Raw genomic sequence first — 15,255 nt, 5'->3', positions numbered from 1 at the left:
AGTTCTTTATAGTTAAGAGATTAAAGTCGGTTGCCAGCCATCCGGTTCGCAATAGGCAGAATCTGCCAGCCAAAACCCTTTTGGCGTGAAAACCCCTAGCATAACATTATCTCTGCTTAATATTTGAATTGTATGACGCTTCCAAGGAAAAATTTGTGCCTGTTGTATCGCCTTTTTTAATGGCCAGGCCCCGACACGTCCATGAAGATGGATTTTTTCTCCGCCCACTCGCGTACTTAAAGTCAATTCTTGTTGGAGTAATGCAAAAGACAAACCAACCTGATGCGGTGCATTCAACTGAAACTGTCCGGCTGGTAAATCTAGGGTTTGCCCCAACTGGCAGCACACTGGTTCCCGCGCAGGGATGGCCTGTTGACTGGCCAAATATTCCAGCTGGGGCAGACGGTAAATGACATTTTGATAGCGCACATAATAAAAGCCATTGCAATGCAAAGCTGCTTGCGCATCGGCCCGGGCCTGAATCACTTCCTGCTGAATGCGCTGCACCATGTCAAAACTTGGCCGGTACTGGCTGTCCCCTTTCATCCAGAATGACAGTAACTGGCGTTGCCGTGCCTCGGACAATTGCTGAATACGGTGTAAATCCAGATGCTCGGCATCGCCACAGTTGGCCAAATCCTGCAGCAATACTTCGGTCAGAATCTGCTCGGCATCCTGCATCAGCTGGCTGCTGCGGCAAATGCTTTGCTGCATTTTGGGAAAGCGCGCGTTTAACAGCGGCCACAACTGTTCCCGGCACCAGGCCCGGTCGTAGTGAATATCCTGATTGGTCGGATCTTGAATATGTGGAATCGAAAGCTGCTGGCACCAGCTCTGAATCTGCTCACGCGATAAAGATAGCAATGGTCGCCAGATTGACAGCTCAGGACGAAAATCGAAAGTTTTCATGGCGGCAAGACCAGGAATTCCAGCACCGGAAAACAGGCGCAATAACACCGTTTCCGCCTGATCCTGCTGATGATGGGCCAGTACCAATATCTCGTTGGTTTGAATATGCTGCTGAAATGCCTGATAACGTGCGGCGCGCGCCTGCTGTTCCAGATTGCCTTCGGCGACCTGTACCGCTTGAATGATGCAGGGAATATTGAAGGTCTGACAATACTTCTGGACAAATTTGCCCCAGGCCTGGCTGGAAGGCTGTAATTGATGATCAATATAAATGGCCCGGACTTTTTCCGGGCATAAAAACGCCATCAGATGCAGCAGCAGCATAGAATCCATGCCGCCACTACATCCGATGAGAAAATGCGTATCTTCTGGAAAAGACTGAATCTGGGTTAAGACGCCAGTCCTAAATTGTCGCTGCCAAACTTCATCAAACGCTGGTAACGTGCTTCGCATCGTTCTTGTGCATCCATCGGTTGCAATTCTTCTAGAGCCTGTTTTAACACGGCTTTTAAATCTTGCATGACTTTTTCTGGTTGCAAGTGAGCACCCTCACCTTCATCAACCACATATTCAACAATACCCATCTGCTGTAATTTTTCAGCAGTCAGTGCCAATGCTTCACTTGCCTGTTCTGCTTTTTCTGCAGTTTTCCACAAAATAGATGCACAGCCTTCTGGAGAAATCACTGAATAAATACTGTGAGATAACATCACCACACGGTCCGCCACACCAATACCCAAGGCACCGCCTGAACCTCCTTCACCTAAAACTGTTGCCACGACCGGCACTTTCAGGTTCGATAATTGAGCAAGACTGGTAGCAATCGCTTCCGCCTGACCACGTTCTTCTGCACCCACCCCCGGATAAGCCCCCATGGTGTCAATAAAGGTAAAGACCGGCAGCTTGAAACGTTCTGCCATATCCAGCAAACGCTGTGCCTTACGGTAACCTTCCGGGTTACTCATGCCGAAATTGTGCTGCAATTTTTCGCGGGTACTGCGACCACGATGCTGGCCCACGACCATGACCGGCTGACCATCGAAGCGTGCCAAGCCACCCACCATTGCACCATCATCACCAAATAAACGGTCGCCGTGCAACGCATCAAATTCAGTGAAAATTTCGCCTACATAGTCCAGGAATTGCGGACGCTCTGGATGTCGTGCAATTTGGACCGTTGTCCATGCTTTTGATTGAGCAGCTTTATTTTTCATAAGTCGACTGTTATCCCTAAATTAACCAAAACGTTAATCGACAAATTGTTCCGAATGAATTTTTAATTCAATGTCCCAATTCTTGAACTGCACTTGTTCATCGTGCAATTCAGCGACAAGCAATGGCCATTGTTTAGCATCACCCGAAACGCTGAGCTGCCATTGTTGCGCATTCTGAACACTCAATTCAATGGCAGGAAGCATCTGATCGCTGCGACTGTGATTGACTAAAACTGCTAGGCGCAGCAGCAGACATAAATGCATTAATTTATGGCCACCGACCTTGTTGACATCAATTTTATCGTCCTGACGCAGCTTGCGGCGATGGTGCGCAACCAGATGCGACAGATGGTTTTGATCAATTTGTGAAAAGCCCGGAATATCCGAATGTTGTAATAAATAAGCACCATGACGATGATAGCCACCATGACTGATCGCCAGACCAATTTCATGTAAATAGGCCGCGCGGCGCAGTAAATCACTGTCATCGCTGGTCAATTTCAGCTCCGCGGCTACGCCTTCAAACAGGTGCTGCGCGGTTTTGACCACACGTTCTGCCTGTTTCGGATCGGCGTTATAACGGCCCATCAGCGCCTGCACACTGCGGTCTCGGATATCTTCATGCTGGAAACGGCCCAGCAGGTCATACATTACGCCTTCACGTAAGGCACCATCGGAATAAACCAGTTTATCAATATCTAAAATATCAAAAACTGCATATAAAATCGCAATCCCGGCTGGCAAAACTGCTCGTCGATCTTCTTTTAAACCGTCAAAGTCCATTTCAGAGACATGCTTGTATTTAAGCAGTTTATCTTTGAGTTTTTCCAGGCCCTCACGGGTCAGATTTTCCTGCGCATTGCTCCAGCCCATATTCACGGTAATCTGGCGGCAGGCTTTAATGGTGCCACTTGAGCCTACTACGGTATCCCAGCCGGCATTTTTATAAGTATTGGCAATGGTGGATAATTCTTTGCGTGCGGCAAACACGGCTTTGTCAAAACTTTTATGGTTAATTTCACCTTTGGCGAAAAAGGCTTTGGTATAGGCCACACAGCCCATCTGTAAAGATTCGGTATGAATAGGTTCGAATTCTTCACCAATAATCAGCTCGGTTGAACCACCGCCAATATCAATCACCAGGCGGCGACCACTGTTTTCCATGGTGTGCGACACGCCCAGATAAATTAAGCGGGCTTCTTCACGACCGGCAATAATTTCAATGGGTTTTGGCAAGATTTCTGCGGCTTTTTGAATAAATTCATGTCCGTTTTTGGCCTGACGCAAGGCGTTGGTGGCAACAATACGTAAACGGTTCGGCTGTACAGCGCTTAAACGTCCGACAAAGCGTGCCAAACAGGCTAAACCGCGCTGCTGTGCGGCTTCGGTTAAATTTTTATTCTCATCTAAACCAGCGGCAAGCTGTACTTTTTCTGACATTGATGCCACTTTTTTTACTTCACCATGATCCACACGGGCAATGGCCAGGTGGAAGCTGTTCGACCCCATATCGATGGCTGCAAGTAACTCTTCATCAATTAAAAAATCAGACATTCTTCAAACAAACCTATACAGAATTGTGCCTAGAGTAATTCACATACATGCAATTTAAAAGCCATTTGTGCGCACATTTCGATGAGTATTTAAATTTTCGGCAGATGTGACAATTGTGTGACACGATCATCAGCATCGTGAGCATCAATTAGACAAATTCACAGGAAAGATCGAAAATTTACATATTCCTCTACATTGTTCTAGATGGCTATGTAATACTAATAAATATAGCTATCTATACAAAAATTCATTTGGAGCACATTCCATGTCTGGCAACATCGTAAACACAACGGATGCAAACTTCGAAGCAGACGTTCTTCAATCTGAAACACCTGTATTGGTTGACTTCTGGGCGGGCTGGTGTGCGCCTTGTAAGGCAATTGCGCCAGTACTTGAAGTTTTGGCGACTGAATATGAAGGCAAAGTTAAAATTGTGAAAGTTGACGTGACCGCTTGCGAACAAACTGCCGTGAACTACAACATCCGTAACATCCCTGCACTGTTGATGTTCAAAAATGGTGAAGTGGTTGCCCAGCAGATTGGTGCTGCACCAAAATCGAAACTGACTGCATTTATTGATGAAAACATCTAAATCCTGTCTGTTTAGAAAAATTAAAATACGCTATGTTTCATAGCGTATTTTTTTCGTCTATAAATTGACAAATCGGCGTTTCTCTCTTATATTGCTTGCTCAAGAAATAAAGGACTTCCCGTCCCGCCCGTTTCTTAAAAGACACAACACAAAAATGCCGCTCGGCAACAGAAATTGTTTTTTCACATTTTTCTCTGAAACAATTAATCAGTCCTCTGAATTGTTATTGTGCAAATACAATTGCGTTCGTTTTATTGCCTGCATGCGGTCAAATGTTGCTTCCCTTCCAACCTGTACCCCAGAATTTTTGATTCTATCTGATCACCTATGAATTTAACCGAACTCAAGAAAAAACCGATTGGCGAACTCATCAAGATTGCCGAGTTTATGGGCCTTGAAGGAATGGCTCGTAACCGTAAGCAAGACATTATTTTTGCCATCTTAAAACGTCATGCAATGAATGGCGAAGAGATTTTTGGTGATGGCGTGCTCGAAATTCTGTCAGATGGTTTTGGCTTCTTACGCTCTGCAGCAGGCTCTTATTTAGCCGGTCCTGACGATATCTATGTCAGCCCTTCGCAAATTCGTCGTTTTAACCTGCGTACCGGTGACACCATTACCGGCACCATTCGCCCACCAAAAGAAGGCGAACGTTATTTTGCCCTGTTAAAAGTTAACCAGATTAACTACGACACGCCAGAAAACTCGCGCAATAAAATCCTGTTTGAAAACCTGACCCCACTGTTCCCAACCGAACAACTGGTCATGGAACTTGGTAACGGTACCACTGAAGATTTAACCGCGCGTGTGGTTGACTTGGTTGCGCCAATTGGTAAAGGCCAGCGTTCAATTATTGTAGCGCCGCCAAAAGCTGGTAAAACCATGTTATTACAAAACATCGCCCAGTCGATTGTACGTAATAACCCGGAAGTATTCCTGATTGTTCTGCTGATTGACGAACGTCCGGAAGAAGTGACCGAAATGGAACGTACCGTGCGTGGTGAAGTGGTTGCCTCAACCTTTGATGAATCTCCAGCCCGTCACGTACAAGTGGCTGAAATGGTAATTGAAAAAGCCAAGCGTCTGGTAGAACACAAAAAAGATGTGGTGATTCTGCTTGACTCGATTACCCGTTTAGCGCGTGCCTATAACACCGTGGTGCCATCTTCAGGTAAAGTCCTGACTGGTGGTGTCGATGCTCACGCACTGGAACGTCCAAAGCGTTTCTTTGGTGCCGCACGTAATATTGAAGAAGGCGGCTCACTGACCATCATCTCAACCGCGTTAATTGAAACCGGCAGCAAGATGGATGAAGTGATTTACGAAGAATTCAAAGGTACCGGTAACCAGGAAATTACGCTTGATCGTCGTATTGCCGAAAAACGCGTGTTCCCTGCCATGAACATCAAGAAATCAGGTACCCGTCGTGAAGAGCGCCTGATGTCTGAAGACAACCTGCGTAAGGTCTGGATTCTGCGTAAGCTGCTGCATACCCAAGATGAACTGGCAGCCATGGAATTCCTGCTGGATCGTATGAAAGAAACCAAAACCAATGACGAGTTCTTTGATCATATGAAGCGTAAAGCCAGCAACTAAGATCAAAACTTTTTAAAAAGGCCATCGTATAACGATGGCTTTTTTATTTCGGTTGACCATCTTTACATAAAGATACAATTGGATGTTTTCTGTGTAAACTTATTTTTAAGTAAATGATTATAAATAAGTATTTCAAAAAAACCCTATAGTTTTTAATGATTTAAATCGCCTTTCGCCAATATAAACTGAACTCTTGATTGTTATTTTCTGTTAAAAAACAACGCATTTTAGGGCTTTTTTCGGCTTTTTTTAGAGCAAGCTAGTAGTAATTAAAAAAACTCAGTGATAGCATATTCGCAGACCAGTTAGACTGCTCCTGCGTTGTTAGTGCCTAACAAAATTAGGAATAATAAAAGCATATAACAGGCTAACGTCGGTTTTTTTTAATCTCAATTTTTTAGAGAGTGATGCCATGTTATTCAAAAAAATCGCTATTGCTGCTGCAGTTGCTACTACTTTAGCTTTCGTTGGTTGTGCTAAAAAAACTGAAGAAGCTGCTGCTGACGCTAACCAAGCTGCATCTGAAGCTGTTGTAGCTGCTTCTGAAGCTGAAGCTGCTGCTGACGCTGCTGCTGTTGAAGCTGCTTCTGGCGCTGATGCTGCTGTAGACGCTGCTGCTGATGCTGCTGACACTGCTGCTGCTGCTGCTGATGCTGCTACTGACGCTGCTGATGCTGCTGTTGACGCTGCTGCTTCTGAAGCTCAATAATCTTAGATTATTGACAAAAAGAGAGCCTTTTGGCTCTCTTTTTTATTGTCTGAATATTTCTTACAACATCTCATCATCACATACAAGGAACACGGTAATACCTGCCGTTAGAACCTCAGCCCTTACTTTTTTAGCGGCATAAAAAAAGCAGATCAATCGATCTGCTCATTTCCAACACGTTGGCGGAACTTCTGTCCGGCACGGAAGGTTACCACCCGGCGTGCAGAAATCGGAATTTCTTCACCCGTCTTCGGATTTCGGCCTGGACGTTGACGTTTATCACGCAACTCGAAGTTACCAAAACCTGAAAGTTTCACCTGCTCCCCAGAGATTAGCGCCTGGCTAATCTCATCGAAGAATAACTCGACCATTTGTTTCGCTTCACGACGGTTTAAACTCGTGAGCTCACTTAAATGATCAGCCATTTCTGCTTTTGTTAATGCTGTCATGAAGCCCTCAATGTCGCTTGATAAGTGTTTTCTAACACTTGTAGGATATTGTCCATACCTGATTTAATTTCAGCATCTTCAAGCGTACGTGTCGGATGTTGCCATAACAGTGCAAATGCCAATGAGCGTTTACCCGCTTCAACACCTTGACCAGTGTACACATCGAATAACCAGGTTGAATGCAGAAGCTCGCCGCCCGTTTGTTCGATAAGTTGCTGAATTTCGCTAACATTAATCTTATCACTAATTAAAAGCGCAATATCACGTCTTACCGACGGAAAACGTGATAATTCTGTAAAATTAGATACATAAGTTTGCAAAACAGCCTGCTGATCCAGTTCCGCCACCCAAGTAGTGCCTAAATCCAGTTCATTTTCCAGAGATGGATGCAGACGACCTAAATAACCAATTGACTGGCCATTGACCAGAATCTCTGCAGATTGGCCTGGATGCAACCAGCTACGCTCTGAACGTACGTATTCGACCTGTACACGACCTGCCGCCAGCAACTCTTCAACTTCACCTTTCAGGTCAAAGAAGTCCATAGCTTGTGGCTTGCCATGCCATGATTCTGCTGTTTTAGCACCCACCGCAATCATCGCCAGGGTTGGAATCTGTTTCAGGTCATGAATTGAAGTTGCATTCTGATAATCAAAACGTAAACCCAGTTCAAAGAAACGCACACGGCTTTGCTGACGGTTAATATTGTACTGTACGCAAGGAATCAGGCTCGACAGCAAGGTTGAACGCATCACCGCCAGATCGCTTGAAATCGGGTTCGCCAATGCCAGTGGGTTGACCGCTGCATTTAGCTGTTTTTCCAGTTTCAGGTCAGCAAAGCTAAAGCTGATTGCTTCCTGATAGCCCAAAGTCACTAGGGTTTGACGCAGCTGTGCCACTTCAAACTGATCCTGATACTTCGCCAGTTTGGTGTCAATCACCGGCAGGCTGATTTGAATATTGTCATAACCGTGAATACGCGCGACTTCTTCAATCAGGTCCTGGTAAATGGCCATGTCATAACGATGCGATGGCGGTACCACAGACCATTGGCCTTGCGCTTTTACCGTCACTTCACAACCCAAGCGTGTTAAAGCATCGGTAATAAAGTCTGAATCTACGCTATAACCCAGCAGCTGATCGACCTGTGCCTGTTCCAGTTCAATCGCGTCACGTGTTGGCAATACTGCTGCATTTTCTGCCACCGTAATTGGGCCAAACTCACCGCCTGCAAGCTCAGAAATTAACTGAGAGGCACGGTGCATGGCGATCAATGGCAGTTCAAAATCCACACCACGCTCATAACGCTGAGAGGCATCGGTATGCAGGCCAAAACGGCGCGCACGACCGGCAATATGCAGCGGTGCAAAGAAAGCAGATTCCAGGAAGATTTCAGTGGTTTCATCGGTAACCGATGAAGACAGACCACCCATGATGCCCGCAATCGCCAGTGCTTTTTCATCATCAGCAATCACCATGACATCGTCTTGCAGTTCTACTTCTTGTTCATTCAATAGAACAAGTTTTTCGCCCGCAGTCGCCTGACGCACCTGCACAGCACCTTGCACTTTTGCAGCATCAAAGGCATGGAGTGGTTGACCCAGTTCCATCAAGACATAGTTGGTAATATCAACCAGAATGCTGTGCTGACGGATACCCGAACGTGCCAATGCGCGCTCCATCCATTCAGGCGTCGCGGCTTTGGTGTTCACGTTCTTGATCACACGACCTAAATAACGTGGACAGCCTTCAGTCGATACAACCACTTTCTTTTCATCAGCAATGCTTGCAGCCACTTCTTGAATGTCAGGCGCAGTCACAGGCAGTTGGTTAATCACCCCAATTTCACGTGCGATCCCACGAATGCTGAAACAATCACCACGGTTTGGCGTGATGCTGATGTCAATCACGTTGTCATCTAGGTCCAGATATTCACGGATGTTGACACCGACCGGTGCATCCACAGGAAGTTCTAATAGACCGTCGATTTTGTCTTCTAAATCGATTTCAGATGCACCGCAGAGCATGCCTTGTGATTCCACACCACGCAGTTTGCCTTTCTTGATTTTAAAATCGCCTGGTAATACTGCACCAATAGTTGCCACAGGTGCTTTCATACCTGCTCGTACGTTTGGCGCGCCGCAGACGATTTGTAAAGGCTCGCCTGAACCAATGTTCACCGTCGTTACACGTAAACGGTCTGCATCTGGATGTTGTTCAACCGTCAGCACTTCACCAACCACTACACCAGTAAATGGTTTTGCAGCTGGAGATAAATCATCAACTTCCAAACCCAGCATGGTTAACTGGTCAGAAAGTTTTTCGCTATCGATGGCTGGGTTGACCCACGTGCGTAGCCAATTTTCGCTAATTTTCATTAATATAAAACCTGTAATTCAAATCTCTAAAATCCCCCTCTAACTCCCCCTTTAAAAAAAGGGGGAGAACCCTATGTCACCGATGGACAACCCCTCTCCTTTTAGGAGAGGTCAGGGAGAGGTATAAATTTGTTTTAAGCAAACTGGCGTAAGAAACGCACATCATTCTGGTAGAACATACGTAGGTCGTTAATGCCATAACGCAACATTGCAAAACGCTCTACGCCCAGACCAAAAGCAAAGCCTTTATATTTGTCCGGATCAATACCTGCCGCGCGTAATACATTTGGATGCACCATACCGCAGCCCAGCACTTCTAACCATTTACCGCGCTCATCCATAATATCCACTTCAGCACTTGGCTCGGTGAACGGGAAATACGACGGACGGAAACGGACTTTCAAATCTTTTTCAAAGAATTCGTTCAGCAAGTTCACCAGTAAACCTTTCAGTTCAGCAAAGCTGGTGTTTTCCGCCACGTACAAACCTTCAATTTGGTGGAACATTGGTGAATGCGTCTGGTCGGAGTCACAGCGATAAACACGGCCCGGGCAGACAATACGGATTGGCGGCTGCTGGGTTTCCATGGTCCGAATCTGTACACCAGAGGTATGGGTACGCAGCAAATGAGTCGCATCAAAATAGAACGTGTCGTGCATGGCACGGGCCGGGTGATGGCCTGGAATATTCAGCGCTTCAAAGTTGTGATAATCATCTTCAACTTCTGGGCCAGTAGCCACAGTAAAACCGGCTTTGGTAAAGAACTGGCAAATACGCTCTTGCACCTGAGTTACCGGGTGAATGGAGCCAATGGTCTGACCACGGCCGGGTAAGGTAATATCCACCGTTTCGCTGGCAAGTTTTTGTTCTAATGCCGCTTGCTGTAATGCTGCCTGACGCTCGGTTAATGCAGTATTAATGGCTTCACGCACCGCATGGATTTGCGCACCAAACGCTTTACGCTGTTCAGGATCCATTTTACCAAGTGACTTAGATTGTTCCGCGAGCTGGCTTTTCTTCCCCGTAAATTGCACCCGTACTTGATCGAGTGTAGCAAGGTCGTCTGCTGCTGCAATGGCAGCGAGCGCTTCAGTGGTCAGGGCTTCCAGTGACATAGTAACTCTCAAAGCAACAAATTTTGAATATAATTAAAAAACCCCACATTCTAACAGTTTTTGGACAGTAGAATGAAGTTGCATTGCAGGAAAATTAGATTGGCATCGCAATTTGGAAAAAGTATAAGATAATCAAAATATCAATGAGATCAAACACTATGGCGCTCGATCAAATTTGGAAACAGCAACTGACCCTGGTCACCTATGGCAATGAATATCTGAGCCAGGATTTGAGTTTCAGTCGCTGGCGTGCGCATCCCATTTTTAATCAGCACATGTTCTGGTTTCGTGATTTAAATTCCCAGCATCTGCTGGCCCAGCATTTTGAAATCTGGCTGGAAGGCTTAAAACGCCAGGGTACAACCCGACTGAGTCTGCACAATGCCAGTCTGCTGGTCGATGAAAAAAATCCCAACGCCAATGTCGAGCTGCTGCCCTACCCGCATTTTATTGTCAGCCATGAAGCACATAAAAAATTCGCCTGGATTTGTGGCAAGGAATTGCCGGAATGGTATAACGCCGACAATGATTATGAATTTCCATCGGCACAGCGTATTGAACTGCGCCAGGAAACGTTCTGGCGTTATGAACTCAATAGTAAGCTGGCCAAAAAGGTAGAGGCCGATCTAGAACCCGCTCACTGGGATGAAATTCATCTGTTTACCGAGCAGGAGCTGTTTTCCCATACACTGGCGGCCGACTTTCAGCCACCTGAACAGCAGAATTTACCCTATTATGGTGTTCCGCTTACGGCAGATACACCTGATCCGCATCAGCTGTCTTTATTACCGACTCACTATCAGGCCGATTATGCACATCGCATGCTGTACCGTTTAGAAGCGCTAAAAGATGATATTCAACAGAAAATCCAGCATCCCTATAATGCAGATAATGAAGTGCTGAGTCCGGAAGAGCAGCTTGACCTGCGCCATTTTGCCCAGAAGCTGGATGATTTAAGCGCCAAATTTATTGTCAAGGTGGCCAACCATTACCAAAGCGCCCAGCTGACGCCTGTCGCACAGCCGAATCCGCTGGAACCGTTCGCATCTGACAACAAGGCTACCCATGCGCAAGCAGCGCATTCAGCCAAAGCCCCGTCTCATCATAAAGTTGGTGCGACTGGAGTCATCAAGCTGATTCTTATTACTGTGGTAATTTGTTTATTGGCCTATTATTTCGGACTTTAAACGCGATTCAGAAACCGTTCAACCTCAGCGACCGAGGTCAGCCGAATCCAGTGCAGATGGGCATATTCGGGAGATTGCATCAGCTGCAGATAATGCCGGCGATTTTTCTGATGGGTTTTAATCATCCACCAGACAATCGAATCGCGGCTAAACAGCTGTCTGATCGTTTCCCGATTATTGGAATTAGGCCAGAGGGTTTGCTGTGAAACCGCGCGCTGCACGGCGCGTTGTACAGAGCGCAGCAAATTGCTATGAAACGGTAAATCCAGCCAGATAATAGTATCGGCCTGTGCCCATTTAATGGGAATAGTGCGGGTATAGTTGCCATCAATCACATAGCCATTGGGTGCCTGCTCAATGGCTGCCTGAATTTTGGCAAAAAAATCTGCATCAGCACTTTGCTGCCAGTCATCTAACCAGAACAGATTATCCAGCTCGATATAGGCCAGTCCCAGCTTTTCTGCCAGCGCCCGGGCAAAGGTCGACTTGCCTGTAGCCGAAGTACCAACCACATTAATTCGCTGCATACAATTTCCCTGTTTCATCATCCAGATCCTGATTCTGCGCAATAAAAAAGACCGCATAAAGCGGTCTTCTTTTAAGTCACGAGGACTTAGGCAGCCAATGCACCTTTCGCTTTTTCAGCTAAAGCAGCAAATGCAACTGCGTCATGCATAGCGATGTCAGCAAGTACGCGACGGTCGATGATCACTTGAGCTTTCTTCAAACCAGCAATCATACGGCTGTAAGATAAGCCGTTTTGACGAGCACCAGCATTGATACGCGCAATCCATAGAGCACGGAATTGACGTTTCTTCTGACGACGGTCACGGTAAGCGTATTGACCTGCTTTGATTACCGCTTGGAACGCTACGCGATATACGCGTGAACGAGCACCATAGTAACCTTTAGCACGAGCAAGAATTTTTTTATGACGGCGATGAGCCTGTACACCACGTTTTACACGAGCCATTTATAAATCTCCTTAGATGTATGGGCACATACGACGAACTGAAGCAACGTCACTCACGTGAACCATTACACAGCCGCGCAATTGACGGATACGTTTAGCAGATTTTTTGGTCAAAATGTGGCGTTTGAACGCTTGTTTACGCTTGAAACCGTTAGCAGTCGCTTTGAAACGTTTAGCTGCACCACGGCGAGTTTTTAACTTAGCCATAACAACCTCTTTTAAGTACCTGTTCGGCTCATTTGCACCATTACAAACGACCTGCAGGTAAGGGAGCACGTATTCTAAAGCATCTTTGTCTAAAACAAAAGCAAATATTGCAAAAGTCGCTCGCCTTCTATCGGCAGATGAGGTCTTTGAGATTAGCAGGATCTCTCCTTGTTATTGAACAGCCAAAACATGAAGATGGAACATCTTATTTTTATAGCGGAAGACTTGTACTGAAGCCCGATTCAGGAAATACTGCGCAGCGTTCCTTCTTTTGCCCAACAACAAGCTAATCCTCATGAAAAAAACCATTTGCCTGAGTCTGTGTCTGGCACTGCCGCTTAGTGCCACGCTTGCCATTGCTGCCCCTGCCGAACAACTGCAAGTACAAAAAACCTCGGCGTTGGCTGCCCATCTGACCACGCGTATTCAATGGACCGAGTTTCCGCAGCTGCGTTATAGCAATGCCGATTTAAAGCAGCAAAACCGCGCGGCCATTTTACGGATTCATGCCGATGAATCGGGGCAAATCAACAAAGTCACGGTACAGGAAAGTACCGGGCTAAAATCTTTAGATCAGCTGATTAGCCAGGCGGTAAAACAGGCCAGAATCAAACCACATCTGGTCGATGATACCCCGGTTCCAGTGATTGGTTATCAGGTCTTTCATCTGGATTTAAAAGATACTGCTCAGGACTGCCACTACAGCTTTGACTCGACTGTCTGGCAAGCGCAGCAAGCCGGCGCAAAAAGCGCGTTTCAATATCGCAGCCAGCCTCAACTGAACGTCACCGAAGATGAGTTAAATGGTCATGCCCGCCGGATTCAGTTCAAAATGAAAGCCGATAAATACGGCAACATCCACAAGGTTAAAATTCAGCAAGGCTCCGGCCGTTATGCGCTGGACCAGAAACTGATTCAGGCGCTGCAAGGTGCACAGGTCGATGTACCACGCAAATTCTGGATCTATAAAAAATCCAGCCTGAAAGATGAAGTCCGTTTTCAGCCAGCAGAATGTGAGGGCTAAACTAGAACATGGCATAAGCCAGATAAATAAACAGATAACGCCCGATTTTGGCTACACTCACCATCAGCAGAAATCGAGCGAAGTTTTCTTTCATTAAACCGGCAATTAGGGTGATTGGATCACCAATCACCGGCACCCAACTGAGCAGCAAAGACCAGAAGCCATATTTCCGATAAATCTGCTGTGCCTGCTGCAGCTTGGGTTCAGACACCGGAAACCAGCGCTTGTCTTTATACTGCTCGATCTTGAGTCCTAACCACCAGTTCACACAGCTGCCCAGAATATTGCCCAGACTGGCGATGGCTATTAAAGCCATCACCGAATGTTGCTCTTGAATGAGCAGGCCCAGTAATACCGCTTCAGATTGCAACGGCAATAAGGTAGCCGCCCCAAAGGCCGACAGAAATAACAGCAGATAAGCCATAACAGATGCAGTTAACAGGTTCTGCCCATCTTAACTGAAATCACAAAAAAAGCACCCGAAGATGCTTTAGGTGATTTTATGATGATTATTTAAACCTGAATCGCCAGGGCGCGTTGTACTGCCGGACGGGCGGTTAAACGCTCAATATAATCCTGCACATGCGGATAATCTTCTAGCGGAATCTGCTGCCATTCATGGCGTAACAACCACGGTAAAATCGCCATATCGGCAATTGAATATTCACCGGCTACATATTTCTGCCCGATCAGCTGCTTGTTTAACACGCCATACAGACGTTTGCTTTCATTGACATAACGCTCGGTGGCATAGGCAATACGCTCGGGTGCAAAACGGCTAAAGTGATGGTTCTGCCCCAGCATCGGGCCTAAGCCACCCATTTGCCACATCAGCCACTGCTCCACCTCTACCCGCTCGAGCTCATCTACCGGATAGAACATACCGGTTTTACGGCCCAGATATTGCAAGATCGCACCCGATTCAAAAATCGAAATCGGCTGGCGATTCGGTCCATTCTGATCGACGATAGCTGGAATTTTATTGTTGGGAGAAATGCGCAGAAAATCTGGCTGGAACTGGTCGTTTTCAAGGATATTAATCGGGAAAATTTGGTATGGCAGCGCCATTTCTTCTAAGGCAATCGTAATTTTATGGCCATTGGGCGTGCCCCAATAATAAAGATCAATCATCAGATTTTATACTCCACACACCTTCACTGGTGTTTTGTTATGACAATTTAATGTATCTTCAGAAAAACAGCAAGCGCATCATTTATAATTTATTTCTATTTTAATTTCAGTATTTTAAGAAATTTTTTTAAATAAATTTAGCTTTAATTCTTGAAATTTTAACACCTACACCTATATTTATTTTTGCGTAAGGATGAAATTCATCTTTCGCCCTGTC

16 protein-coding genes are annotated in these 15,255 nt (G+C 46.0%); 5 read left to right on the top strand and 11 right to left on the bottom strand.

Going from position 1 to position 15,255, the window contains the following annotated elements; all coding sequences use genetic code 11:
* Positions 1-12 precede the first annotated feature (12 nt).
* The 3 genes from tilS to ppx are packed head-to-tail and all read right to left on the bottom strand — an operon-like array spanning position 13 to position 3,677.
* A complete protein-coding gene (tilS, locus tag FTU54_RS08615; protein ID WP_180046218.1) occupies positions 13-1,362 on the bottom strand; it encodes a tRNA lysidine(34) synthetase TilS in 1,350 nt (449 codons plus the stop codon).
* The gene (locus FTU54_RS08610; protein ID WP_045795976.1) at positions 1,299-2,123 is read right to left on the bottom strand and encodes an acetyl-CoA carboxylase carboxyltransferase subunit alpha; all 825 of its coding nucleotides are present in this window, start codon (positions 2,121-2,123) and stop codon (positions 1,299-1,301) included. The genes tilS and FTU54_RS08610 overlap by 64 nt, the downstream gene beginning before the upstream one ends.
* A 33-nt stretch (positions 2,124-2,156) precedes the next feature.
* Entirely contained in the window at positions 2,157-3,677 is a 1,521-nt protein-coding gene (gene ppx, locus FTU54_RS08605) for an exopolyphosphatase (protein ID WP_180046221.1), read from the bottom strand.
* A 265-nt stretch (positions 3,678-3,942) separates the two neighbouring features.
* Between ppx and trxA the strand changes: the two genes are divergently transcribed.
* The 3 genes from trxA (at position 3,943) to FTU54_RS08590 (ending at position 6,574) form a co-directional block, all read left to right on the top strand.
* Positions 3,943-4,269, top strand: coding sequence for a thioredoxin (trxA, locus tag FTU54_RS08600; RefSeq protein ID WP_016659515.1), 327 nt, complete (start codon positions 3,943-3,945; stop codon positions 4,267-4,269).
* A 327-nt stretch (positions 4,270-4,596) separates the two neighbouring features.
* Positions 4,597-5,865 carry a transcription termination factor Rho gene (gene rho, locus FTU54_RS08595; protein ID WP_005182456.1) on the top strand — a complete coding sequence of 423 codons (1,269 nt, stop codon included), beginning with the start codon at positions 4,597-4,599 and terminating at the stop codon, positions 5,863-5,865.
* Positions 5,866-6,277: 412 nt separating this feature from the next.
* The gene (locus tag FTU54_RS08590; RefSeq protein WP_180054642.1) at positions 6,278-6,574 is read left to right on the top strand and encodes a hypothetical protein; all 297 of its coding nucleotides are present in this window, start codon (positions 6,278-6,280) and stop codon (positions 6,572-6,574) included.
* A gap of 152 nt (positions 6,575-6,726) precedes the next feature.
* Here FTU54_RS08590 and FTU54_RS08585 read toward each other — a convergent pair whose 3' ends face one another.
* From FTU54_RS08585 to pheS, 3 genes are all read right to left on the bottom strand, one after another.
* On the bottom strand, positions 6,727-7,023 hold the full coding sequence (locus tag FTU54_RS08585; RefSeq protein WP_004649746.1) for an integration host factor subunit alpha: 297 nt from the start codon (positions 7,021-7,023) through the stop codon (positions 6,727-6,729).
* On the bottom strand, positions 7,020-9,401 hold the full coding sequence (gene pheT / locus FTU54_RS08580; protein ID WP_180054640.1) for a phenylalanine--tRNA ligase subunit beta: 2,382 nt from the start codon (positions 9,399-9,401) through the stop codon (positions 7,020-7,022). Before pheT ends, FTU54_RS08585 begins: the two co-directional genes overlap by 4 nt.
* Positions 9,402-9,535: 134 nt before the next feature.
* Positions 9,536-10,516, bottom strand: coding sequence for a phenylalanine--tRNA ligase subunit alpha (gene pheS, locus FTU54_RS08575; protein ID WP_016659518.1), 981 nt, complete (start codon positions 10,514-10,516; stop codon positions 9,536-9,538).
* 158 nt (positions 10,517-10,674) lie between these two features.
* Here pheS and FTU54_RS08570 point away from each other — a divergent pair, with 158 nt between their 5' ends.
* Positions 10,675-11,703, top strand: coding sequence for a hypothetical protein (locus FTU54_RS08570; RefSeq protein ID WP_016659519.1), 1,029 nt, complete (start codon positions 10,675-10,677; stop codon positions 11,701-11,703).
* On the opposite strand, the gene FTU54_RS08565 is transcribed toward FTU54_RS08570, so the two are convergent.
* The 3 genes from FTU54_RS08565 to rpmI all read right to left on the bottom strand — a co-directional run bounded on the left by FTU54_RS08565 (position 11,700) and on the right by rpmI (position 12,883).
* Positions 11,700-12,230 (bottom strand): AAA family ATPase, encoded by a 531-nt coding sequence (locus FTU54_RS08565; protein ID WP_180046227.1) that lies wholly within the window; start codon positions 12,228-12,230, stop codon positions 11,700-11,702. The two genes, FTU54_RS08570 and FTU54_RS08565, sit on opposite strands and share 4 nt — an antisense overlap.
* Positions 12,231-12,316: 86 nt before the next feature.
* The gene (rplT, locus tag FTU54_RS08560) at positions 12,317-12,676 is read right to left on the bottom strand and encodes a 50S ribosomal protein L20 (protein WP_005182440.1); all 360 of its coding nucleotides are present in this window, start codon (positions 12,674-12,676) and stop codon (positions 12,317-12,319) included.
* A 12-nt stretch (positions 12,677-12,688) separates the two neighbouring features.
* A complete protein-coding gene (gene rpmI, locus FTU54_RS08555) occupies positions 12,689-12,883 on the bottom strand; it encodes a 50S ribosomal protein L35 (protein WP_001096359.1) in 195 nt (64 codons plus the stop codon).
* 295 nt (positions 12,884-13,178) lie between these two features.
* On the opposite strand from rpmI, the gene FTU54_RS08550 reads away from it, so the two are divergent.
* Positions 13,179-13,907, top strand: a complete 729-nt coding sequence (locus FTU54_RS08550) for an energy transducer TonB (RefSeq protein WP_005182437.1) — start codon at positions 13,179-13,181, stop codon at positions 13,905-13,907.
* A gap of 1 nt (position 13,908) precedes the next feature.
* On the opposite strand, the gene FTU54_RS08545 is transcribed toward FTU54_RS08550, so the two are convergent.
* The gene (locus FTU54_RS08545; RefSeq protein ID WP_005182435.1) at positions 13,909-14,331 is read right to left on the bottom strand and encodes a YqaA family protein; all 423 of its coding nucleotides are present in this window, start codon (positions 14,329-14,331) and stop codon (positions 13,909-13,911) included.
* Positions 14,332-14,420: 89 nt separating this feature from the next.
* Entirely contained in the window at positions 14,421-15,038 is a 618-nt protein-coding gene (locus FTU54_RS08540) for a glutathione S-transferase N-terminal domain-containing protein (protein ID WP_180046229.1), read from the bottom strand.
* Between the last annotated feature and the right edge of the window lie 217 nt (positions 15,039-15,255).

This window comes from Acinetobacter sp. YH12116, from assembly GCF_013418895.1.
GTDB lineage: Bacteria > Pseudomonadota > Gammaproteobacteria > Pseudomonadales > Moraxellaceae > Acinetobacter > Acinetobacter indicus.
This window is presented reverse-complemented; position numbering and strand designations above follow the sequence as displayed.

Excerpts from the sequence above, each read along its gene's own strand:
- pheS (WP_016659518.1), bottom strand. The coding sequence starts at position 10,516 with ATGTCACTGGAAGCCCTGACCACTGAAGCGCTCGCTGCCATTGCAGCA.
- pheT (WP_180054640.1), bottom strand. The coding sequence starts at position 9,401 with ATGAAAATTAGCGAAAATTGGCTACGCACGTGGGTCAACCCAGCCATC.
- rplT (WP_005182440.1), bottom strand. The coding sequence starts at position 12,676 with ATGGCTCGTGTAAAACGTGGTGTACAGGCTCATCGCCGTCATAAAAAA.
- rpmI (WP_001096359.1), bottom strand. The coding sequence starts at position 12,883 with ATGGCTAAGTTAAAAACTCGCCGTGGTGCAGCTAAACGTTTCAAAGCG.
- ppx (WP_180046221.1), bottom strand. The coding sequence starts at position 3,677 with ATGTCTGATTTTTTAATTGATGAAGAGTTACTTGCAGCCATCGATATG.
- tilS (WP_180046218.1), bottom strand. The coding sequence starts at position 1,362 with ATGCGAAGCACGTTACCAGCGTTTGATGAAGTTTGGCAGCGACAATTT.
- FTU54_RS08590 (WP_180054642.1), top strand. The coding sequence starts at position 6,278 with ATGTTATTCAAAAAAATCGCTATTGCTGCTGCAGTTGCTACTACTTTA.
- FTU54_RS08565 (WP_180046227.1), bottom strand. The coding sequence starts at position 12,230 with ATGCAGCGAATTAATGTGGTTGGTACTTCGGCTACAGGCAAGTCGACC.
- FTU54_RS08550 (WP_005182437.1), top strand. The coding sequence starts at position 13,179 with ATGAAAAAAACCATTTGCCTGAGTCTGTGTCTGGCACTGCCGCTTAGT.
- trxA (WP_016659515.1), top strand. The coding sequence starts at position 3,943 with ATGTCTGGCAACATCGTAAACACAACGGATGCAAACTTCGAAGCAGAC.
- FTU54_RS08610 (WP_045795976.1), bottom strand. The coding sequence starts at position 2,123 with ATGAAAAATAAAGCTGCTCAATCAAAAGCATGGACAACGGTCCAAATT.
- FTU54_RS08545 (WP_005182435.1), bottom strand. The coding sequence starts at position 14,331 with ATGGCTTATCTGCTGTTATTTCTGTCGGCCTTTGGGGCGGCTACCTTA.
- FTU54_RS08585 (WP_004649746.1), bottom strand. The coding sequence starts at position 7,023 with ATGACAGCATTAACAAAAGCAGAAATGGCTGATCATTTAAGTGAGCTC.
- FTU54_RS08540 (WP_180046229.1), bottom strand. The coding sequence starts at position 15,038 with ATGATTGATCTTTATTATTGGGGCACGCCCAATGGCCATAAAATTACG.
- rho (WP_005182456.1), top strand. The coding sequence starts at position 4,597 with ATGAATTTAACCGAACTCAAGAAAAAACCGATTGGCGAACTCATCAAG.
- FTU54_RS08570 (WP_016659519.1), top strand. The coding sequence starts at position 10,675 with ATGGCGCTCGATCAAATTTGGAAACAGCAACTGACCCTGGTCACCTAT.